Below are 17311 nucleotides of genomic sequence, written 5' to 3' on the forward strand. Positions count from 1 at the left end.
GATTACATCGAGATGTTTTACAACCCAAAACGACGCCACAGTTTCAACAATCAGCTGTCACCGGTAGAGTTTGAAAAGCGTTACGCAGCGAGCCTGGAGAGTGTCTAGGAAACCCGGGGCGATTCAAACTCCATTTGTTTAAAACGTCGCTTTGATCTGTAAGCCCACGGCCAAAGCGTTGCCTCTTTTTTTGCCGGAGAACGCTCCAGGCTCAATGTAGTACTGCAGGTCAGGACGCAGCAGCAGCCAAGGGGTGACCTGCGCGCCATAGTTAAGCTCAATCATCTGCTCGCCATTGTCGAGGTTGGCAATCATCTCGTATTCGCCGAAGCTGGTCGCCGCCGCTTCTTGTACATCACGCGTACGGGAGTTGAGCACGGCCCGGCCATAACCCAAAGCAATGCTGTCATGCGGGCGGCTGGCAAAAGGCTTTTGCTTAACCAGGCCGACCGAGTACCAGCGACGCATTGGTGAGGTGGCTGCGTTGCTGGTGGCTGCCTGGCCGAAGAGGCGTAGCACCCTTTCAGGGTCTTGCTCATCCCTCCAGATTGCCTGGTCCATCAACACGTAAGCCCCGGTGCGATTGCTGCTTTTTTCTGTGCTGCCAATTTTTTGCGAGTTAGAGCTGTCGTAGTACCAGCCGACTTTGTATTGGCCATTGAGAAAGGCGTTATTATTGAAGATGGCTTCCAGAGGCAGAATGGCCCCGGTGGAGTCGTGGCTGGGCATGGAAAACGCTTCAGAGGGAAGGCTGTTGTGCTCTGGGTTGACCTGGAATACCGCGGTTTGCAGCGTCAGTGAGTCGTTGACGTCGTAACGCAACTCTCCACCCCAGTGGGCCGTCGGGTAGTTGCCCCACCCGCTGCCGCTGGACATGGTCAATGGGTGTGCACAAAAGCCGGCGCTCACAAAGTTGGTCAGGATCGGCATGCCACCAAAATCGGTGCCCATCACCATGTAACCGATTTTGGCAGACACGTCCGGAGAAAACAGATTGCGCTGGTAACTGAACTCGGTCAGTCGCGTGTATTCGCCACCGTAGTTTTCTTGCGCAGAAAGGCGGTTGCCGAGCAAGTCTTCCGTGGCGCTGTGGCCGCGACGGTCGTTAACCAGAATTTGCACAAATCCAGCGTCCGGGGTGTCCAGCAGTTTACTCAGATCAAACTTGGCGCCCACGCGTATTTGTTGCGCATAGCGCGTACCTCGCTTGATCCCGCCATGCAAGTTGGAAATCGTTTCAGAGCTGTAGTCACCGGTCAGTGTGATGCCCTTGTCCACCAGTTTTTGGCGCTCCCCCCCCCAATCGCCGGTTAGTGTCGAACGACTCATCAGGTCGGAAGTGTCAGCCAGTGCTGAAGTCGGGCTCAAGATACACAGCGACAAACCGCTGCACAGGCTGGTGGTCAGCAGCGCGCGGAAAGAAAAAAACATTGGGGTGTGCTCCGTTGCAAAAAATTTTGGTGTATCGCTCAACGACACGCTGGCACGGCAGGAAACTGGCCCGCTTTAGCTTTTCTGGCCTGATACCGTCTTGAGAACTGCGGTGTCATAACCTGAACCCGGGCCGAGTTGATCCCTCCTTGGCTGTGCAAGAGGGTGTCCATGAGCGGGTATATGACGGGGGTGCGGGTGCTCGAAACCGTTCGGATGTTCGCTTCACATGACTAACAGGCCCTGAAAGTGGCAGGGCTGGTGAATGTCATCCCGTGTGAGCCGTAAGGCTAAGTTTATGTCGATATTTTTTTCAGATAAATCCAGGGAACTAAGAAACATTATTGGGGAGACAGTAATAATCGCGGTGGCGATATCCGGCCTTTCGCTTGCAGAAACGGCGATCGTTAGTGTTCAGCGCTTATTGCTTTTGAGGTCACTCGCACGTCAAAAAGAAGAGAAAACATTTGGGACTTCAACCCCCCTCCTTACCATGGATTATTACTGTTTCACCAACAATGTTTCTCAAACCTTTGGATTTATCCCAAGAAGCACCTGTATAAACTAGCTCAGAGTCTTCAGCTCACTCTCGGAACGTCGAGCCAGCAGTGCCCGGACAAACACCTTCCCGCGTTTCGTAGAGCCTTCGGCATATTCATTGCGACTGCAGCAACCTGCTACACTGATTGCCGGTGCTCGCTTGCTGTCGGCAGGGCGGTAGTTCTGATTCCAACACCTGCCATGCCCAGTCCTGTTCGGGTTGAACTGAACATTTGACCCAGCTGTTCGCACAGCGTGCGGGCAGTTTTGTATTCACCCATAGAGCATTCACTAAATGACGAATGACCAACCATCTCAAACTTCAAGACGCTCAATGAGCACTATCGCGAGGGTACTCTTTTCCCTATTTGTATTTGCCGTGGCACTAGCTTTGATTTATGGCGGGGTCAAACTAGTGGCGCTGGACGGGTCAAGTTATTACTTGATCGCAGGCTTGACTTATCTCGTACTGGCGGCACTATTTCTGTTTCGCAAGCGTTCGGGTATTACTCTCTCTGTTGCCATATTCCTTGCGACCTGTGCCTGGGCCTTTTATGAAGTGGGTCAGTTCAGCTATTGGGAACTGCTTCCACGCTTGGTCATTCCTGCCATCATCCTGACACTCAGCCTGTGGGTCGGCGCCGCATTGCCGGACACGTCCTTGAGCACCCGGCGCGCCGCTAACCGGTTCGGGTTTGCCGTATTCCTGGCACTGGTCGCGACATTTATTGCTGCGTTCTACCCGCACGGCGGGATCTCGAACCCGGTCGCCGCCACTGACGCACCCAAGGCAGAAGAGCCCTCCAACGTCCCTGAAAACTGGGAGTTCTTTGGGCGTAATGCCTCGGGAACACGGTTTGCTCCTTACACGCAAATCACCTCGGACAACGTCAAGGACCTGCAGGTTGCCTGGACCTACAGAACAGGTCGTCGCACCACAGGTGCCGGCGCGGGTGTAGATGAAAATACACCGTTGCAGATCGGCAATGTTCTGTACTCGTGCACACCGGAAAACCTGATTACCGCCCTGGACGGTGATACCGGGACCCCGCTCTGGAAATTCGATCCCAAAGCCAAAAGCGAAGAGCACGTGACTTGCCGCGGCGTGGGTTATTACGACATCGATAAAGACGACAGCCTAAGCGCTGAAGTCAAGGCGTCATATGGCAATGAGCAGCAGTGCCGCCAGCGTATACTGGTGTCGTCTGTGGATGCCCGTTTGTTTGCGGTTGATGCGCATACCGGCACCCTGTGCCCGAGCTTTGGCGACAACGGTTATGTCGATCTCAAGAAAGGCATGGGCCCGACTGAAAACAGCAAGCGCTATCACCCCACCTCGCTGCCGGTTGTCATGGGCCACCTCACCGTGGTCGGCGGCTGGGTACGGGACATTGTGGCGGGCGAACCTTCCGGTGCCGTACGCGCATTCGACGTTCTGACAGGTGCGTTGGTGTGGGCCTGGGATGTAGGTGCACCCGAGGGCAAGAACGCAGTGGCAGACGATCATCAGTTCGCTCTGGAGACGCCTAACGTCTGGACAATTCCGACCTACGATAAAGAGTTGAATCTGGTCTACCTGCCTACGGGCAATGGCCCGCCCGACTACTGGGGTGGTGATCGCAACCAGGTTAAAGAGAAGTTTGGTACGGCCGTTGTTGCAGTCGATGCATCAACCGGTAAAGCCAAATGGGTTTATCAGATCGTTCACCACGACGTCTGGGACTATGACCTGCCTTCGCAGCCTGTGCTCTATGACATCAAAAACGCCCAGGGCGAGAAGACTCCGGTCTTGATCCAGACCAGCAAGACAGGCAACATTTTTGTGCTGGATCGCCGTACCGGCAAGCCGGTTACAGAAGTTGAAGAGCGTGCGGTTCCTACCTCTCCAGCAGCAGAAGGCGAGCACCTGTCGCCTACCCAACCGTTCTCGGTCGGGATGCCGACCATTGGTGTCGACCCGCTGACCGAGAAGTCGATGTGGGGCGTGACAACTTTCGACCAACTGTATTGCCGGATCATGTTCAAAGACTCCGTCTACCTGGGTCCGTTTACACCGCCAAGTGAAAAACCGTACATCGAATGGCCTGGCTTGCTGGGCGGTATGAACTGGGGTGGTATCTCCATCGACGAAAACACCGGCATGATGTTCGTCAATGACATGCGCATGCCGCTGCGGATGTCACTAGTCAAAAAGGAAGACACCAAGAAGTTCAACGTGTCGACCGATGAAGTCCCGGGTTTCATGGGAACCATTCGCCCACAAGTCGCCGGTATCTATGGCGGGGTGAAAATCGACATTCTGCAGTCGCCACTGGGCGTACCGTGCAACACACCTCCCTTCGGCAGCATGAGCGCCATTGACCTCAACACCCAGAAACTGGTCTGGCAGGTTCCGTTGGGCACCGTCCAGGACACTGGCCCTCTGGGGATCAAAACGCACATGCCAATCCCGCTGGGCATGCCAACACTGGGTGGCCCGACCTCAACGGCATCTGGCCTGGTGTTCTTCGCCGGCACCCAGGACTACTACCTGCGAGCGCTGGATTCGGCCACCGGTAAAGAAGTCTGGAAAGCCCGCCTGCCGGTTGGCGCGGTTGCAGCCCCGCTGATCTACAAATCACCCAATACCGGGAAGCAGTACGTAGTCATCTCCGCAGGTGGCATGAGCCACTCGCCTGATGTCGGTGACTACATCATTGCCTATGCATTGCCGGACAGCATCATCCAGAAATAACCTCTTAATTGACGTTAACTCAAATGGCCCGCCTGCTCTCCAACAGGTGGGCTTTTTTGTTCTATACCAGTTGTTGTTCGGCTTCGGCCTAAATAACGCATTAAATTTTGTGCTTGTTACGAGAAGAGGACTTCGACTGATCTCATAGGTCCGGTAGTCTGCTTTCGGCCCAGGCTGTGTAAAAACGTTTTTCGGTGCGAAAGTTACTCAAAACCAGACTGGAAACCGCGCTTCTACCCCAAATCCACATCTGCTGATGTGCTGATGAATTTCAGATTTAACGCAGAAGCGCGCACTTCGAATTTGGCGACTCGTTTTTACACACTCTGGGCCATAAGCAGTCGCTCAAATGTTTCTACGAAACCAGGGGCGATTCAATCCGAATGAATCGCCCCTTGATTGTAGGCATACCCAATCGTCCGCTTTTGGCCGATTTCTGCCTTTCGTAACTGGCAGAAATTGGCCAGTTGCAGCTTGCTAGGGATACACGCCCGCTCGCTGTCATCTGCTTCTAACATGTCGACCTTGTTTCGCAAAGGGTCAAGGTTGCCGTCGTCATCTATCGTGCATCCTTTGCATGTTATGTTTTTCTGCGACTGACATGTCGTCATCCGTCGGTCATCTGATGCGAAGCTGGGTCACAGCCTGAGCCAGTCCGCCCACTTACCGTAGATTTCCGACGGTAGAACGGTCTGAAATCGAATCCCGGGTGCTCAGCGATCGGTCACCATTTGGCTCTTACAAAGAAGAGAGCTTTCGTCATGAGCAAAGAAGCACAAACGATAGTCACCCTGCTGGATCAGCAGTACGAGCAGCTGCTTACGGACGCTAGATGCTTGGTAGCAAGCTATGTGGATACGTCCATGAAGCTGTACAAAAAGACCGGGGTCAAATCTGTTGTGGCCGGCGTATCAATCAAGCAGGTGAGCCCGAATGCGTATTCGATCTACTGGTGCAAACTGGTGCCGCTGCAAGGACAAAAAAACAAATTCGCGCCCCTGACTATTGCCAAGGGGAATGGCAAACATAAATACCCGGCTTCCTCGTTTGAGTTTGTTGAATATCCATACCGTCACCTCGTTCTGCAAGTTGAGGGGCGGCTTGCGGAGATTCGCCGCGTTGCGAGCGAGAATCGTCAGCTACGTCGGACGTTGGTCGCTTATGAGAAGAAGCTGTCTAGATACCAAACGCTTAATCATGGCGACCTCTATTCGGCAGGGTAGCGGCTGAGTACCTATAAGCAGTGCCGAACAGATTTGACCCGATTGTAAATCCCGAAAGCCCCGTGCAGCTTGGTCTGGCGGGGCTTTCTCGTACCAGCAGTGAACTATGGCGAGATATATTGCTGCGCTTGATCAGGGAAGGCGACGGGTTCGGGCTATAAGCAGTGTAGGGCGCTAAATCTACTCGTTGTCAGCCAGCAGGACCATGCAGGCGGGGGCGGAGGCCGTATTTGCTATTAGCAGTGACGCTTACGACCAAGTCAGCCGGCCAGCTTTCGTTTGTATTAGTAGTGAAAGGCTTCACTTTCATAAAATAAACATTGGTAGGTGCCGTTCCAGCTGGTACCTGTGTCGCGTAGCGGGTGGTGGCGGTAACGCGCTATCTCTCACTGCCACGCTGCTGCTCGAATGCAATGCGGTTAATTACGCACATGGGGATGGGGTAGCCCTGGATGTGTGTCGTGAGGGCCTCATTGCCTGCGATCACCATGATGCAGGATAGGCCTCTGCGGAAGCGCATTCCTCGTCCCGAGTAATTGCGCGGGATGATCTCCCATGTTTCGTCGTCGTAGTAACAGCCAACGATTTCTGACCAGTGCGATTGGATGCCCGCGCCCATGATGCCTACTGGGGTCAGGCAAAAAATTTCTACCTGGGTTTCCTGCCCAAGAGGTACAGCGTAAACCCGACCGTTTGGTGCAATAGGTGGGAAGTATTGCCCGTTACCGAGGTGACGAAATTCCATGGTGGTGCTCCGGATAGATGAGGTCGCTAGACACTCTCCGGTAGCTTCCTGAAAACCCAAGGTCAGCTGTTGTCAGCGAGTCGGCGCACGAGTTTATCTTGCTGGGCAAGCTAGCTCGCCACATGGCGTGCGTGCATGTAGCTGATCTAAACGCTTCGGCGTTTTGCTCACTTTCGCTAGGGTGCCGAAACTGACAGCCCTTCCGAAGTCATCCCATGACCTCACAGGCTTGGGAAAATACTGCGTATCGCAGCGGTAGGGTGCCCTGCCGTTGGATTTGGATCAGCGCCCGCTGCCAAAAGAGGCAGCGGGCAGTTTGCTGCAGGTAGCTGGCCGTACCGCTGAAGACTCAGTCGTCGCCACGCTTTTTGTCCAGACGCGCTGCGACCATGTAGCCAATAGCGCCTGCGATGGTCAGCGCACTGACGACGGCAAGCACGGCATATACAAGCAGCTCAAAACGATCCATGCCCTTACTCCTTTGATTTGAGGTCTAAAGGTTAAGGGCTTTTGATCGAATCCCAAATCTACTGTGTGACGGCTTTGCGCCCGGTGCCTGCAGGCTCTTTCCGCATGTAGGCCCTGGCACCGACGTACGCATCAGTTTCCCAAATATGCAAATGCCCTAACTCGTAGGCGACGTCATTCCGAGCCTCCAGATCCTCATCGTCGGGTGCTTTTCCTCCAAGAATCGGGGCGTGGTGACCAGACGTCCGCTGGTAGAGCTCGCAGGCATATGCTGCGCGACAGTCATCAATGTTTAGTCCGTGAGAAAGTAAAAGCTCTTGCGCTGCAGGTAGGTTCTTTGATTTCCATGTACGCCAAGCTGCAGGCTTCGGGCGCCTGCTGCCATGTCGTTTTTGAAATGCTGCGGCCTTATCCAGAATGACAATTTGCTCAGGATCAGAAATATTAATGATCCGATGCTCACGCTTATCTTTGCTGAACGCATAAAAGATGTTTTCCGCCTCGGCTTCTTTATGAGCATCTTCTGCGTCGAAGAAAAAAGCGTCTAGCATTGACATGCCGAGGTATCGAACCAATCTGATCAATGTTGCTAGCTGCTCTGAGTGGAGAGCCTGAATATCTACCATCGCGGCTTCAAACCTAGTTCGGTCAAGACCGCGAGGTACCGTAATCCGTGCATGGCTTGGAAAGCCAAGCCGGCTACCAGCATCAGCGGCTGAGCCCTTCCAGCGTCCATCACTTGCGAAGCTCATTACTGAATGTACAGTCTCAAGCAGAGCGATTACGTTTTGCTGCGGAAGGTTCCCTTGGTATGCCTGGATGTACAGCTCTTCCCCGTACTCCCTCACAAGTTTTTTATTGACGAATTCCAGGATATCCACCTCATGAGAGTCCCTGGCATAAACACAGAACTGCGCCCATTGCTGGTCGTGGATCATGGCCTCGTGTTGCCCAAGTAGACCGCGTCGGACTGCCTCCCCGAGTACCGCCGAGCCGGCCTTGGTCAAGTCCCGATCAAAATGTGAGTGGAAACTCTGCTTCATGGGTCATTTCTCCATTCAGCTCAGGTGCTGAGCTGCTAAAGGAAATGTTGAGCGAGAAAAAATATCCTGGGCTTCGTTTTCGGTCGCATTTAGCGCCTGAAATTGACGAGCGCATCCATCCCGTAAACGGTCGTTTACGGAACGCCTATTCCAGATGAGCTTTTGGTGTCATTTTCAGAAGACGACTGCACCAGTTGATTGGGCGTAATGGCTGTTGTGCAGCCAGCTCCTGACAGTTCAATATCAGAAGTGATCTGCACCAATCTCGACTATGCTCAATACTCGTGTGCACCAAAGCGAGGTGAGCATGGCGACGGACACCCCACGGATTCCAGAACAAGGCGTGGCCACTCTGCCTGATGAGGCTTGGGAGCGTGCGCGCCGTCGTGCGGAGATCATCAGTCCGTTGGCGCAGTCGGAGACGGTCGGGCACGAAGCGGCCGATATGGCGGCTCAGGCGCTGGGCTTGTCTCGGCGCCAGGTATACGTTCTGATCCGGCGTGCCCGGCAAGGCAGCGGCCTCGTGACGGATCTGGTGCCCGGCCAGTCCGGTGGAGGTAAAGGTAAGGGGCGCTTGCCGGAACCGGTCGAGCGCGTCATCCACGAGCTACTGCAAAAGCGGTTCCTGACCAAGCAGAAGCGCAGCCTAGCGGCCTTTCACCGCGAAGTCACTCAGGTGTGCAAGGCTCAAAAACTGCGAGTGCCGGCGCGCAATACCGTGGCCTTACGGATCGCTAGCCTTGACCCGCGCAAGGTCATCCGCCGGCGGGAAGGCCAGGATGCCGCTCGTGACCTACAAGGTGTGGGCGGCGAGCCTCCTGCCGTGACCGCGCCGCTGGAGCAGGTGCAGATAGACCATACGGTCATCGACCTGATCGTGGTCGATGACCGCGACCGGCAACCTATTGGCCGCCCGTACCTGACCCTCGCCATCGACGTGTTCACCCGCTGCGTGCTCGGCATGGTCGTCACGCTGGAAGCGCCGTCTGCCGTTTCGGTTGGCCTGTGCCTCGTGCATGTCGCCTGCGACAAGCGCCCTTGGCTGGAAGGACTGAACGTGGAAATGGATTGGCAGATGAGCGGCAAGCCCTTGCTGCTCTACCTAGACAACGCGGCCGAGTTCAAGAGCGAGGCCCTGCGCCGGGGTTGCGAGCAGCATGGCATCCGGCTGGACTATCGCCCGCTGGGACAGCCGCACTATGGCGGCATCGTGGAACGGATCATCGGCACGGCGATGCAGATGATTCACGACGAACTGCCGGGAACGACCTTCTCCAACCCTGACCAGCGCGGCGACTACGATTCCGAAAACAAGGCCGCCCTGACGCTGCGCGAGCTAGAGCGCTGGCTCACATTGGCGGTCGGCACCTACCACGGTTCGGTGCACAACGGCCTGCTCCAACCGCCGGCCGCGCGCTGGGCCGAGGCCGTGGCGCGTGTCGGCGTACCGGCCGTCGTCACACGCGCTACTTCGTTCCTGGTCGATTTTCTGCCGATCCTCCGGCGCACGCTGACCCGCACCGGCTTTGTCATCGACCACATCCACTACTACGCCGATGCGCTCAAGCCGTGGATTGCGCGGCGTGAACGCTGGCCGTCCTTTCTGATCCGGCGCGATCCGCGCGACATCAGCCGTATCTGGGTCCTGGAACCGGAGGGACAGCATTACCTGGAAATTCCCTACCGTACCTTGTCGCATCCGGCTGTCACCCTCTGGGAACAACGGCAGGCGCTGGCGAAACTGCGGCAGCAAGGGCGCGAACAGGTGGATGAGTCGGCGCTGTTCCGCATGATCGGCCAGATGCGTGAGATTGTGACCAGCGCGCAGAAGGCCACACGCAAGGCGCGGCGTGACGCGGATCGCCGCCAGCACCTCAAGACATCAGCTCGGCCGGACAAGCCCGTTCCGCCGGATACGGATATTGCCGACCCGCAGGCAGACAACTTGCCACCCGCCAAACCGTTCGACCAGATTGAGGAGTGGTAGCCGTGGACGAATATCCCATCATCGACCTGTCCCACCTGCTGCCGGCGGCCCAGGGCTTGGCCCGTCTTCCGGCGGACGAGCGCATCCAGCGCCTTCGCGCCGACCGCTGGATCGGCTATCCGCGCGCAGTCGAGGCGCTGAACCGGCTGGAAGCCCTTTATGCGTGGCCAAACAAGCAACGCATGCCCAACCTGCTGCTGGTTGGCCCGACCAACAATGGCAAGTCGATGATCGTCGAGAAGTTCCGCCGCACCCACCCGGCCAGCTCCGACGCCGACCAGGAGCACATCCCGGTGTTGGTCGTGCAGATGCCGTCCGAGCCGTCCGTGATCCGCTTCTACGTCGCGCTGCTCGCCGCGATGGGCGCGCCGCTGCGCCCACGCCCACGGTTGCCGGAAATGGAGCAACTGGCTCTGGCACTGCTGCGCAAGGTCGGCGTGCGCATGCTGGTGATCGACGAGCTGCACAACGTGCTGGCCGGCAACAGCGTCAACCGCCGGGAATTCCTCAACCTGCTGCGCTTCCTCGGCAACGAACTGCGCATCCCGTTGGTTGGGGTAGGCACGCGCGACGCCTACCTAGCCATCCGCTCCGATGACCAGTTGGAAAATCGCTTCGAGCCGATGATGCTGCCGGTATGGGAGGCCAACGACGATTGCTGCTCACTGCTGGCCAGCTTCGCCGCTTCGCTCCCGCTGCGCCGGCCTTCCCCAATTGCCACGCTGGACATGGCTCGCTACCTGCTCACACGCAGCGAGGGCACCATAGGGGAACTGGCGCACTTGCTGATGGCGGCGGCCATCGTCGCCGTGGAGAGCGGCGAGGAAGCGATCAACCATCGCACACTCAGCATGGCCGTTTACACCGGACCCAGCGAGCGGCGGCGGCAATTCGAGCGGGAACTGATGTGAAGCCTGCGCCGCGCTGGCCGCTGCATCCCGCCCCGAAAGAAGGCGAGGCGCTGTCCTCATGGCTCAACCGCGTGGCCCTTTGCTATCACATGGAGGAGCCCGACCTGCTGGAGCACGATCTTGGTCACGGCCAGGTCGATGACCTGGACACCGCGCCACCACTCTCGCTGCTGGCGTTGCTTTCCCAGCGGAGCGGCATCGAGCTGGACCGGCTGCGCTGTATGAGTTTCGCCGGATGGGTGCCTTGGCTACTGGACAGCCTTGATGACCAGATTCCAGACGCCTTGGAAACCTATGCGTTTCAGCTCTCGGTGTTGCTGCCAAGACTCCGCCGTAAGACGCGATCCATCACGAGCTGGCGTGCCTGGCTGCCCAGCCAGCCGATAAACCGCGCCTGTCCGCTCTGCCTGAGCGATCCGGAGAACCAAGCCGTACTGCTCGCGTGGAAGCTGCCCCTGATGCTGAGCTGCCCGCTGCATGGCTGCTGGCTGGAATCCTATTGGGGCGTGCCAGGGCGGTTTCTCGGCTGGGAGAACGCCGACGCCGAACCGCGCACCGCCAGCGACGCGATTGCGGCGATGGACCAGCGTACCTGGCAGGCACTGACAACCGGTCACGTGGAGCTGCCGCGCCGACGCATCCACGCCGGATTGTGGTTTCGACTTCTTCGCACGCTGCTCGATGAGCTGAACACCCCGCTTTCCGCGTGCGGAACCTGCGCGGGGTATCCCCGCCAAGTCTGGGAAGGCTGCGGGCATCCGCTGCGTGCTGGGCAAAGTCTGTGGCGACCGTATGAAACCCTGAATCCGATAGTACGGTTACAGATGCTGGAGGCGGCGGCAACGGCAATCAGCTTGATTGAGGTGAGGGACATCAGCCCGCCAGGCGAGCAGGCAAAGCTATTCTGGTCCGAGCCCCAAACCGGGTTCACCAGTGGCCTGCCGACGAAAGCGCCGAAGCCCGAGCCCATCAATCACTGGCAGCGTGCAGTCCAGGCCATCGACGAGGCCATCATTGAAGCGCGACACAACCCCGAGACGGCACGCTCGCTGTTCGCGTTGGCTTCCTATGGTCGGCGCGATCCCGCTTCCTTGGAACGGTTGCGCGCCACCTTCGTGAAGGAAGGCATCCCGCCGGAATTTCTGTCACATTACCTGCCTGATGCACTCTTTGCATGTCTTAAACAAAATGACGGGTTAAGTGACAAATTTTGACGGATAGAGCTTTCCGGCTCACACTGTCACATAATCGAACGTATACGTGACGGGTGAAAAGGTGCTGATCGGCTACATGCGGGTATCGAAGGCGGACGGATCCCAGTCCACCAATTTGCAACGCGATGCGCTCATCGCCGCTGGTGTGAGCCTTGCGCACCTTTACGAGGATCTGGCCTCGGGCAGGCGCGATGATCGCCCAGGGTTGGCTGCTTGCCTGAAGGCGCTTCGTGAAGGGGACACGCTGATCGTGTGGAAGCTCGATCGGCTTGGCCGTGATCTGCGCCACCTGATCAACACCGTGCACGACCTAACTGCGCGTAGCGTGGGCCTGAAGGTCCTGACCGGTCACGGTGCGGCGGTCGACACGACGACTGCCGCCGGCAAGCTTGTGTTCGGTATTTTTGCCGCGCTGGCCGAGTTCGAGCGTGAGTTGATTTCCGAGCGAACAGTCGCTGGACTTATCTCGGCGCGCGCTCGCGGCAGGAAAGGGGGGCGCCCCTTCAAGATGACCGCCGCCAAGCTACGCCTGGCGATGGCCAGCATGGGGCAACCGGAAACCAAGGTGGGCGATCTCTGCGAAGAACTCGGGATTACCCGGCAGACGCTCTACCGGCACGTGTCGCCCAAGGGCGAACTGCGGCCAGACGGCGTAAAGCTGCTCTCCCTCGGTTCAGCCGCATAAATGGAGGCGACCTGGAACGGGGCGCTGTTCAGTGCGGCAACGATCCGATTACCGGTGTCGACCCAGAGCAGCCGTAGAGCTTTTGGGAAAGCTGTCGTTCAACGTGGAAGTGAGCGGACTGCGCAGCTTTTCGCGCAGGTCCGCTCGACTGTAGGGTTGGACATTTACGGTCTACCTTGCATGTGAAGTTACTGGTCTTTGGTGGAGTGTGAGCGTTGGCGCAGCCGCGTGAGAAACAACGGCCAGCCAGGGACCAACTGAAAAACTATAACTCCTACAAAGCTGATGCCGCCTAGCCAGCGGAACCACAAGTTTGACATGCGGAGAATCATGACCAGGGCAAAAAGTGCGAAGAGCAGAATTTGCCATTTACCGAACTTTGCGAAGTAGGCACTTCGGCGCAAGTGTGCTTTGTCTAGGACGGGTTCACCTGCCTCGGTAACGAGCTCAAGGCGTTGGCTTGAAAGCGCTTGCTCAAAGTGCTGAGAAATATATGGGCCAACCTCGCCAATCGACCACAGTTTGATTGGTTCATTTGCCACCCCATCGATATATAGCAGGTAAAACTTCGGCGCTGAGTTCATGAATGTCTAACGTGCAGCTAACCGGGCTGGCGCGGCTTGCCGCGACAGGTCCGTGTTGAGCTGAATGTTAGGGCTCATCCCTGGCCCTAGGATTTCCGGAGTTTGGTCGCTGCCGCTTGCGCCGTCGGATTGGGCGTAGGCTCTCCGACCTTCCGGAGCGTGTTGCGATCCGTATGGTGGAACGGCTCCGCCTGGCCTGGGATGATCAACACAGTGTCCTGTTCGTAGGACCACGTTCCATCGACATTGATCGCAACCGTGATGATGTAGCTCTTCGTTCTGAACGCATATTCCAAGAACGGGTTTGACACGATCCCGTTTGTTTCGGACCCGCGGACAGCCTCGAGGCGAAACGTTCTCGCATCGGCCTCGGCACGGCCGACGGCCATCGCTGCCTGTCCGCGCGGTATCGAAAGCGTCTGAATCACGGTGCCCGTCGCCGGTTCCCATAGCCAATAGCCGACTTGGTCGTGGAATGTCTCGACGTCATCAGGCTTGACGATCCGCGTGTGGTACCTCAGTCCGTAGAACAATTGCGGCCCATTGGTCTGTGCATCGATCGGCTGCAACTCCATGTGTTCGATGAAAGCCTGCTTTTCGGGGCCGTTGGGCTTCGGATTGACGTCGAGGCCGTGCGTGCCCACCCATATGCCTGCCATGCCGGTGAGCGGTCCCAGATTGGCGAGCGTATCGACTGCCGGCTCAGGTTCCGTGTAGATGTCTTTGGGGATGTTTTCCATAGTTGATTCCAGCGGGCCTAACTTTGTTTTAGGGCGACTGCCCTGCTGCGTAACATCGTTGCTGCTCCATAACATCAAACATCGACCCACGGCGTAACGCGCTTGCTGCTTGGATGCCCGAGGCATAGACTGTACAAAAAAACAGTCATAACAAGCCATGAAAACCGCCACTGCGCCGTTACCACCGCTGCGTTCGGTCAAGGTTCTGGACCAGTTGCGTGAGCGCATACGCTACTTGCATTACAGCTTACGAACCGAACAGGCTTATGTCCACTGGGTTCGTGCCTTCATCCGTTTCCACGGTGTGCGTCACCCGGCAACCTTGGGCAGCAGCGAAGTCGAGGCATTTCTGTCCTGGCTGGCGAACGAGCGCAAGGTTTCGGTCTCCACGCATCGTCAGGCATTGGCGGCCTTGCTGTTCTTCTACGGCAAGGTGCTGTGCACGGATCTGCCCTGGCTTCAGGAGATCGGAAGACCTCGGCCGTCGCGGCGCTTGCCGGTGGTGCTGACCCCGGATGAAGTGGTTCGCATCCTCGGTTTTCTGGAAGGCGAGCATCGTTTGTTCGCCCAGCTTCTGTATGGAACGGGCATGCGGATCAGTGAGGGTTTGCAACTGCGGGTCAAGGATCTGGATTTCGATCACGGCACGATCATCGTGCGGGAGGGCAAGGGCTCCAAGGATCGGGCCTTGATGTTACCCGAGAGCTTGGCACCCAGCCTGCGCGAGCAGCTGTCGCGTGCACGGGCATGGTGGCTGAAGGACCAGGCCGAGGGCCGCAGCGGCGTTGCGCTTCCCGACGCCCTTGAGCGGAAGTATCCGCGCGCCGGGCATTCCTGGCCGTGGTTCTGGGTTTTTGCGCAGCACACGCATTCGACCGATCCACGGAGCGGTGTCGTGCGTCGCCATCACATGTATGACCAGACCTTTCAGCGCGCCTTCAAACGTGCCGTAGAACAAGCAGGCATCACGAAGCCCGCCACACCGCACACCCTCCGCCACTCGTTCGCGACGGCCTTGCTCCGCAGCGGTTACGACATTCGAACCGTGCAGGATCTGCTCGGCCATTCCGACGTCTCTACGACGATGATTTACACGCATGTGCTGAAAGTTGGCGGTGCCGGAGTGCGCTCACCGCTTGATGCGCTGCCGCCCCTCACTAGTGAGAGGTAGGGCAGCGCAAGTCAATCCTGGCGGATTCACTACCCCTGCGCGAAGGCCATCGGTGCCGCATCGAACGGCCGGTTGCGGAAAGTCCTCCCTGCGTCCGCTGATGGCCGGCAGCAGCCCGTCGTTGCCTGATGGATCCAACCCCTCCGCTGCTATAGTGCAGTCGGCTTCTGACGTTCAGTGCAGCCGTCTTCTGAAAACGACATTTGGGCTTGGGATTTACCGGTTTCCTGTCACTTTTCCTGTACCGAAATCAGTGTGAGAAAAACGTATGGGAAAGCGGATTGGATATGCCCGAGTGTCGACTGATGATCAGAACCTCGACCTGCAGCGAGATGCACTTGCTCTGGCTGGGTGCTCAACAGTCTACGAGGAGACCATGAGCGGCAAGTCGGCGGACAGGCCGGAGCTGGGGCATTGCCTCAAAGCTCTGCGTAGTGGTGACACTCTGGTTGTCTGGCGACTGGACCGCCTCGGTCGTTCTTTGCCTGACTTGGTTGGGATTGTCAGTAGCTTGGAGCGGGAAGGGGTGGCCTTCGAATCCATAACCGAACGAATCGAAACCACCAGCGCTGCCGGCAAGCTGATCTTTCACGTGTTCGCTGCCCTGGCTGAGTTTGAGCGCAACCTCATTCGAGAACGAACTCGTGCAGGACTGGCTGCGGCTCGTGCCCGTGGGAGAAAAGGTGGACGCAAGCCTGCGCTGGATGATCGTCAGGTGCGTGAGATACGAGCTCTTCTCAGAGATCCTGAGATACAGGTGACCGATGTTGCCCGACGGTATGGCGTTTCTCGAACAACGCTTTACCACTACGTCGGTTCGCCGAAATCATCTGCTGTCGTTTAAGTGGTGGTGGTATTTTCCGCTGAAGTTGCTCAGATAATTTTGGGCGCTATGACCTGGCAGGCAAGTGAAGGATGTCTCCGGCGTACTACGTGTGCCGGACTACCACTGAATAAAAATAGGGAGTTTTCATGTCGGTGCTTTTTTCTGTGAAGGGGTGCGTTGGTACCTTGCTGTTGGTTGCGTTGGTGGGTTGCTCCAGTACCCCGAAGGTCACGTTGCCAGAACCTAAAGATGTTCCTCGCGAAAAATGGTCCGATGCCATGTTGGTTCTGGAAGCCATGCGCATCGATGGTCAGCGCGATATTCCAAGAGAAATGGTTGGGAATGAAGTAGATAACCTGAGCTCGCCGCGATCTTCGGGAGGCTCTGGAGGTCTAGCAACGGCAGGTTTGGGATACGTGTCACCTCCAACTGGTTTTAGCAGCGCAGGAGCAGCTTCTCTTGGCGTCGGGTTGTTCTTGTTGGGTGGTGGCAGTGCTGGCCCTGTCTATCACTACCAGGTTGCTGCGTGGGTGCCTGAGGAGCTGGCGTCTAACCCAAAGGAGGCATCTGCGTTGGTCAGGTCGGCTTGGCTTGAGGCGAGAGAGAAATACTTCGGTGGAACAATCTCAAAGTTGCGCCATGAGCCTGCTAGGTACGCTGACGGCTCAGGTAAGAAATACGACAGGCTTGCAGATTTGGCTGCTGGGAACCCCGCGCCGTTCGACGCTCCGGCGAGCGCTGCGCCAGCATTCATTTTGGCCGAGAAAGCCTACGGCCCGATTTTCCTGACCGATCCCTCAGGCGAACTATTTGCTGACGCTAGCCGAGCAGATAAGGACGGCATGGATGCACTGGCGGGTATTGCTCGTCACCTGCCCGAATGGATGTATGCGTACTATCCTGGACGGAATTGGCCTAGGGACTTCCGACCTGCCGCGATTTACAACAAGAACGGCAATCTCTATTTCATTGGGAAGTAGTCGTGGTCGGCCTGTGCGACTGGCGATCA

The 17311-nt window shown here is 57.3% G+C and carries 15 protein-coding genes; 10 read left to right on the forward strand and 5 right to left on the reverse strand.

Going from position 1 to position 17311, the window contains the following annotated elements:
• Positions 1–108, forward strand: a 108-nt coding sequence (locus TU84_RS26150; RefSeq protein ID WP_138762977.1) for an IS3 family transposase, incomplete at its 5' end; no start/stop codon positions are given.
• 30 nt (positions 109–138) lie between these two features.
• On the opposite strand, the gene TU84_RS22725 is transcribed toward TU84_RS26150, so the two are convergent.
• Complete coding sequence (locus TU84_RS22725) at positions 139–1431, reverse strand: carbohydrate porin (RefSeq protein WP_047292077.1); 1293 nt, start codon at positions 1429–1431, stop codon at positions 139–141.
• 874 nt (positions 1432–2305) lie between these two features.
• Between TU84_RS22725 and TU84_RS22730 the strand changes: the two genes are divergently transcribed.
• Positions 2306–4705, forward strand: coding sequence for a membrane-bound PQQ-dependent dehydrogenase, glucose/quinate/shikimate family (locus tag TU84_RS22730; RefSeq protein WP_088500413.1), 2400 nt, complete (start codon positions 2306–2308; stop codon positions 4703–4705).
• 761 nt (positions 4706–5466) lie between these two features.
• Positions 5467–5928, forward strand: coding sequence for a conjugative transfer protein MobI(A/C) (gene mobI, locus TU84_RS22740; RefSeq protein ID WP_023109112.1), 462 nt, complete (start codon positions 5467–5469; stop codon positions 5926–5928).
• 379 nt (positions 5929–6307) lie between these two features.
• On the opposite strand, the gene TU84_RS22745 is transcribed toward mobI, so the two are convergent.
• Together TU84_RS22745 and TU84_RS22750 are read right to left on the reverse strand one after the other, a co-directional pair.
• A complete protein-coding gene (locus TU84_RS22745; protein WP_031638081.1) occupies positions 6308–6673 on the reverse strand; it encodes a hypothetical protein in 366 nt (121 codons plus the stop codon).
• A 527-nt stretch (positions 6674–7200) separates the two neighbouring features.
• Positions 7201–8184 carry a hypothetical protein gene (locus tag TU84_RS22750; protein ID WP_023109109.1) on the reverse strand — a complete coding sequence of 328 codons (984 nt, stop codon included), beginning with the start codon at positions 8182–8184 and terminating at the stop codon, positions 7201–7203.
• 307 nt (positions 8185–8491) lie between these two features.
• Between TU84_RS22750 and TU84_RS22755 the strand changes: the two genes are divergently transcribed.
• From TU84_RS22755 to TU84_RS22770, 4 genes are all read left to right on the forward strand, one after another.
• Positions 8492–10171 carry a Mu transposase C-terminal domain-containing protein gene (locus TU84_RS22755; RefSeq protein WP_000179844.1) on the forward strand — a complete coding sequence of 560 codons (1680 nt, stop codon included), beginning with the start codon at positions 8492–8494 and terminating at the stop codon, positions 10169–10171.
• A 2-nt stretch (positions 10172–10173) separates the two neighbouring features.
• On the forward strand, positions 10174–11082 hold the full coding sequence (locus tag TU84_RS22760) for a TniB family NTP-binding protein (protein ID WP_003155746.1): 909 nt from the start codon (positions 10174–10176) through the stop codon (positions 11080–11082).
• Complete coding sequence (locus TU84_RS22765) at positions 11079–12296, forward strand: TniQ family protein (protein ID WP_048373202.1); 1218 nt, start codon at positions 11079–11081, stop codon at positions 12294–12296. Before TU84_RS22760 ends, TU84_RS22765 begins: the two co-directional genes overlap by 4 nt.
• Before the next feature lie 61 nt (positions 12297–12357).
• The gene (locus TU84_RS22770) at positions 12358–12981 is read left to right on the forward strand and encodes a recombinase family protein (RefSeq protein ID WP_003155741.1); all 624 of its coding nucleotides are present in this window, start codon (positions 12358–12360) and stop codon (positions 12979–12981) included.
• 188 nt (positions 12982–13169) lie between these two features.
• Here TU84_RS22770 and TU84_RS22780 read toward each other — a convergent pair whose 3' ends face one another.
• A complete protein-coding gene (locus tag TU84_RS22780; protein ID WP_048373207.1) occupies positions 13170–13565 on the reverse strand; it encodes a hypothetical protein in 396 nt (131 codons plus the stop codon).
• A gap of 86 nt (positions 13566–13651) precedes the next feature.
• Positions 13652–14305, reverse strand: a complete 654-nt coding sequence (locus TU84_RS22785) for an FABP family protein (protein ID WP_048373211.1) — start codon at positions 14303–14305, stop codon at positions 13652–13654.
• A gap of 157 nt (positions 14306–14462) precedes the next feature.
• Between TU84_RS22785 and intI1 the strand changes: the two genes are divergently transcribed.
• The 3 genes from intI1 (at position 14463) to TU84_RS22800 (ending at position 17282) form a co-directional block, all read left to right on the forward strand.
• Positions 14463–15476 carry a class 1 integron integrase IntI1 gene (gene intI1, locus TU84_RS22790; RefSeq protein ID WP_000845048.1) on the forward strand — a complete coding sequence of 338 codons (1014 nt, stop codon included), beginning with the start codon at positions 14463–14465 and terminating at the stop codon, positions 15474–15476.
• Between the two features lie 268 nt (positions 15477–15744).
• Positions 15745–16320 (forward strand): recombinase family protein, encoded by a 576-nt coding sequence (locus TU84_RS22795; RefSeq protein WP_033898244.1) that lies wholly within the window; start codon positions 15745–15747, stop codon positions 16318–16320.
• A gap of 128 nt (positions 16321–16448) precedes the next feature.
• Positions 16449–17282, forward strand: a complete 834-nt coding sequence (locus TU84_RS22800) for a hypothetical protein (RefSeq protein WP_033898245.1) — start codon at positions 16449–16451, stop codon at positions 17280–17282.
• The last annotated feature ends 29 nt before the right edge of the window (positions 17283–17311 follow it).

This window comes from Pseudomonas helleri (genome assembly GCF_001043025.1).
Classification (GTDB): Bacteria; Pseudomonadota; Gammaproteobacteria; order Pseudomonadales; family Pseudomonadaceae; genus Aquipseudomonas; species Aquipseudomonas helleri.

Excerpts from the sequence above, each read along its gene's own strand:
- TU84_RS22785 (WP_048373211.1), bottom strand. The coding sequence starts at position 14,305 with ATGGAAAACATCCCCAAAGACATCTACACGGAACCTGAGCCGGCAGTC.
- TU84_RS22755 (WP_000179844.1), top strand. The coding sequence starts at position 8,492 with ATGGCGACGGACACCCCACGGATTCCAGAACAAGGCGTGGCCACTCTG.
- TU84_RS22745 (WP_031638081.1), bottom strand. The coding sequence starts at position 6,673 with ATGGAATTTCGTCACCTCGGTAACGGGCAATACTTCCCACCTATTGCA.
- mobI (WP_023109112.1), top strand. The coding sequence starts at position 5,467 with ATGAGCAAAGAAGCACAAACGATAGTCACCCTGCTGGATCAGCAGTAC.
- TU84_RS22795 (WP_033898244.1), top strand. The coding sequence starts at position 15,745 with ATGGGAAAGCGGATTGGATATGCCCGAGTGTCGACTGATGATCAGAAC.
- TU84_RS22780 (WP_048373207.1), bottom strand. The coding sequence starts at position 13,565 with ATGAACTCAGCGCCGAAGTTTTACCTGCTATATATCGATGGGGTGGCA.
- TU84_RS22730 (WP_088500413.1), top strand. The coding sequence starts at position 2,306 with ATGAGCACTATCGCGAGGGTACTCTTTTCCCTATTTGTATTTGCCGTG.
- TU84_RS22750 (WP_023109109.1), bottom strand. The coding sequence starts at position 8,184 with ATGAAGCAGAGTTTCCACTCACATTTTGATCGGGACTTGACCAAGGCC.
- TU84_RS22725 (WP_047292077.1), bottom strand. The coding sequence starts at position 1,431 with ATGTTTTTTTCTTTCCGCGCGCTGCTGACCACCAGCCTGTGCAGCGGT.
- TU84_RS22800 (WP_033898245.1), top strand. The coding sequence starts at position 16,449 with ATGTCGGTGCTTTTTTCTGTGAAGGGGTGCGTTGGTACCTTGCTGTTG.
- intI1 (WP_000845048.1), top strand. The coding sequence starts at position 14,463 with ATGAAAACCGCCACTGCGCCGTTACCACCGCTGCGTTCGGTCAAGGTT.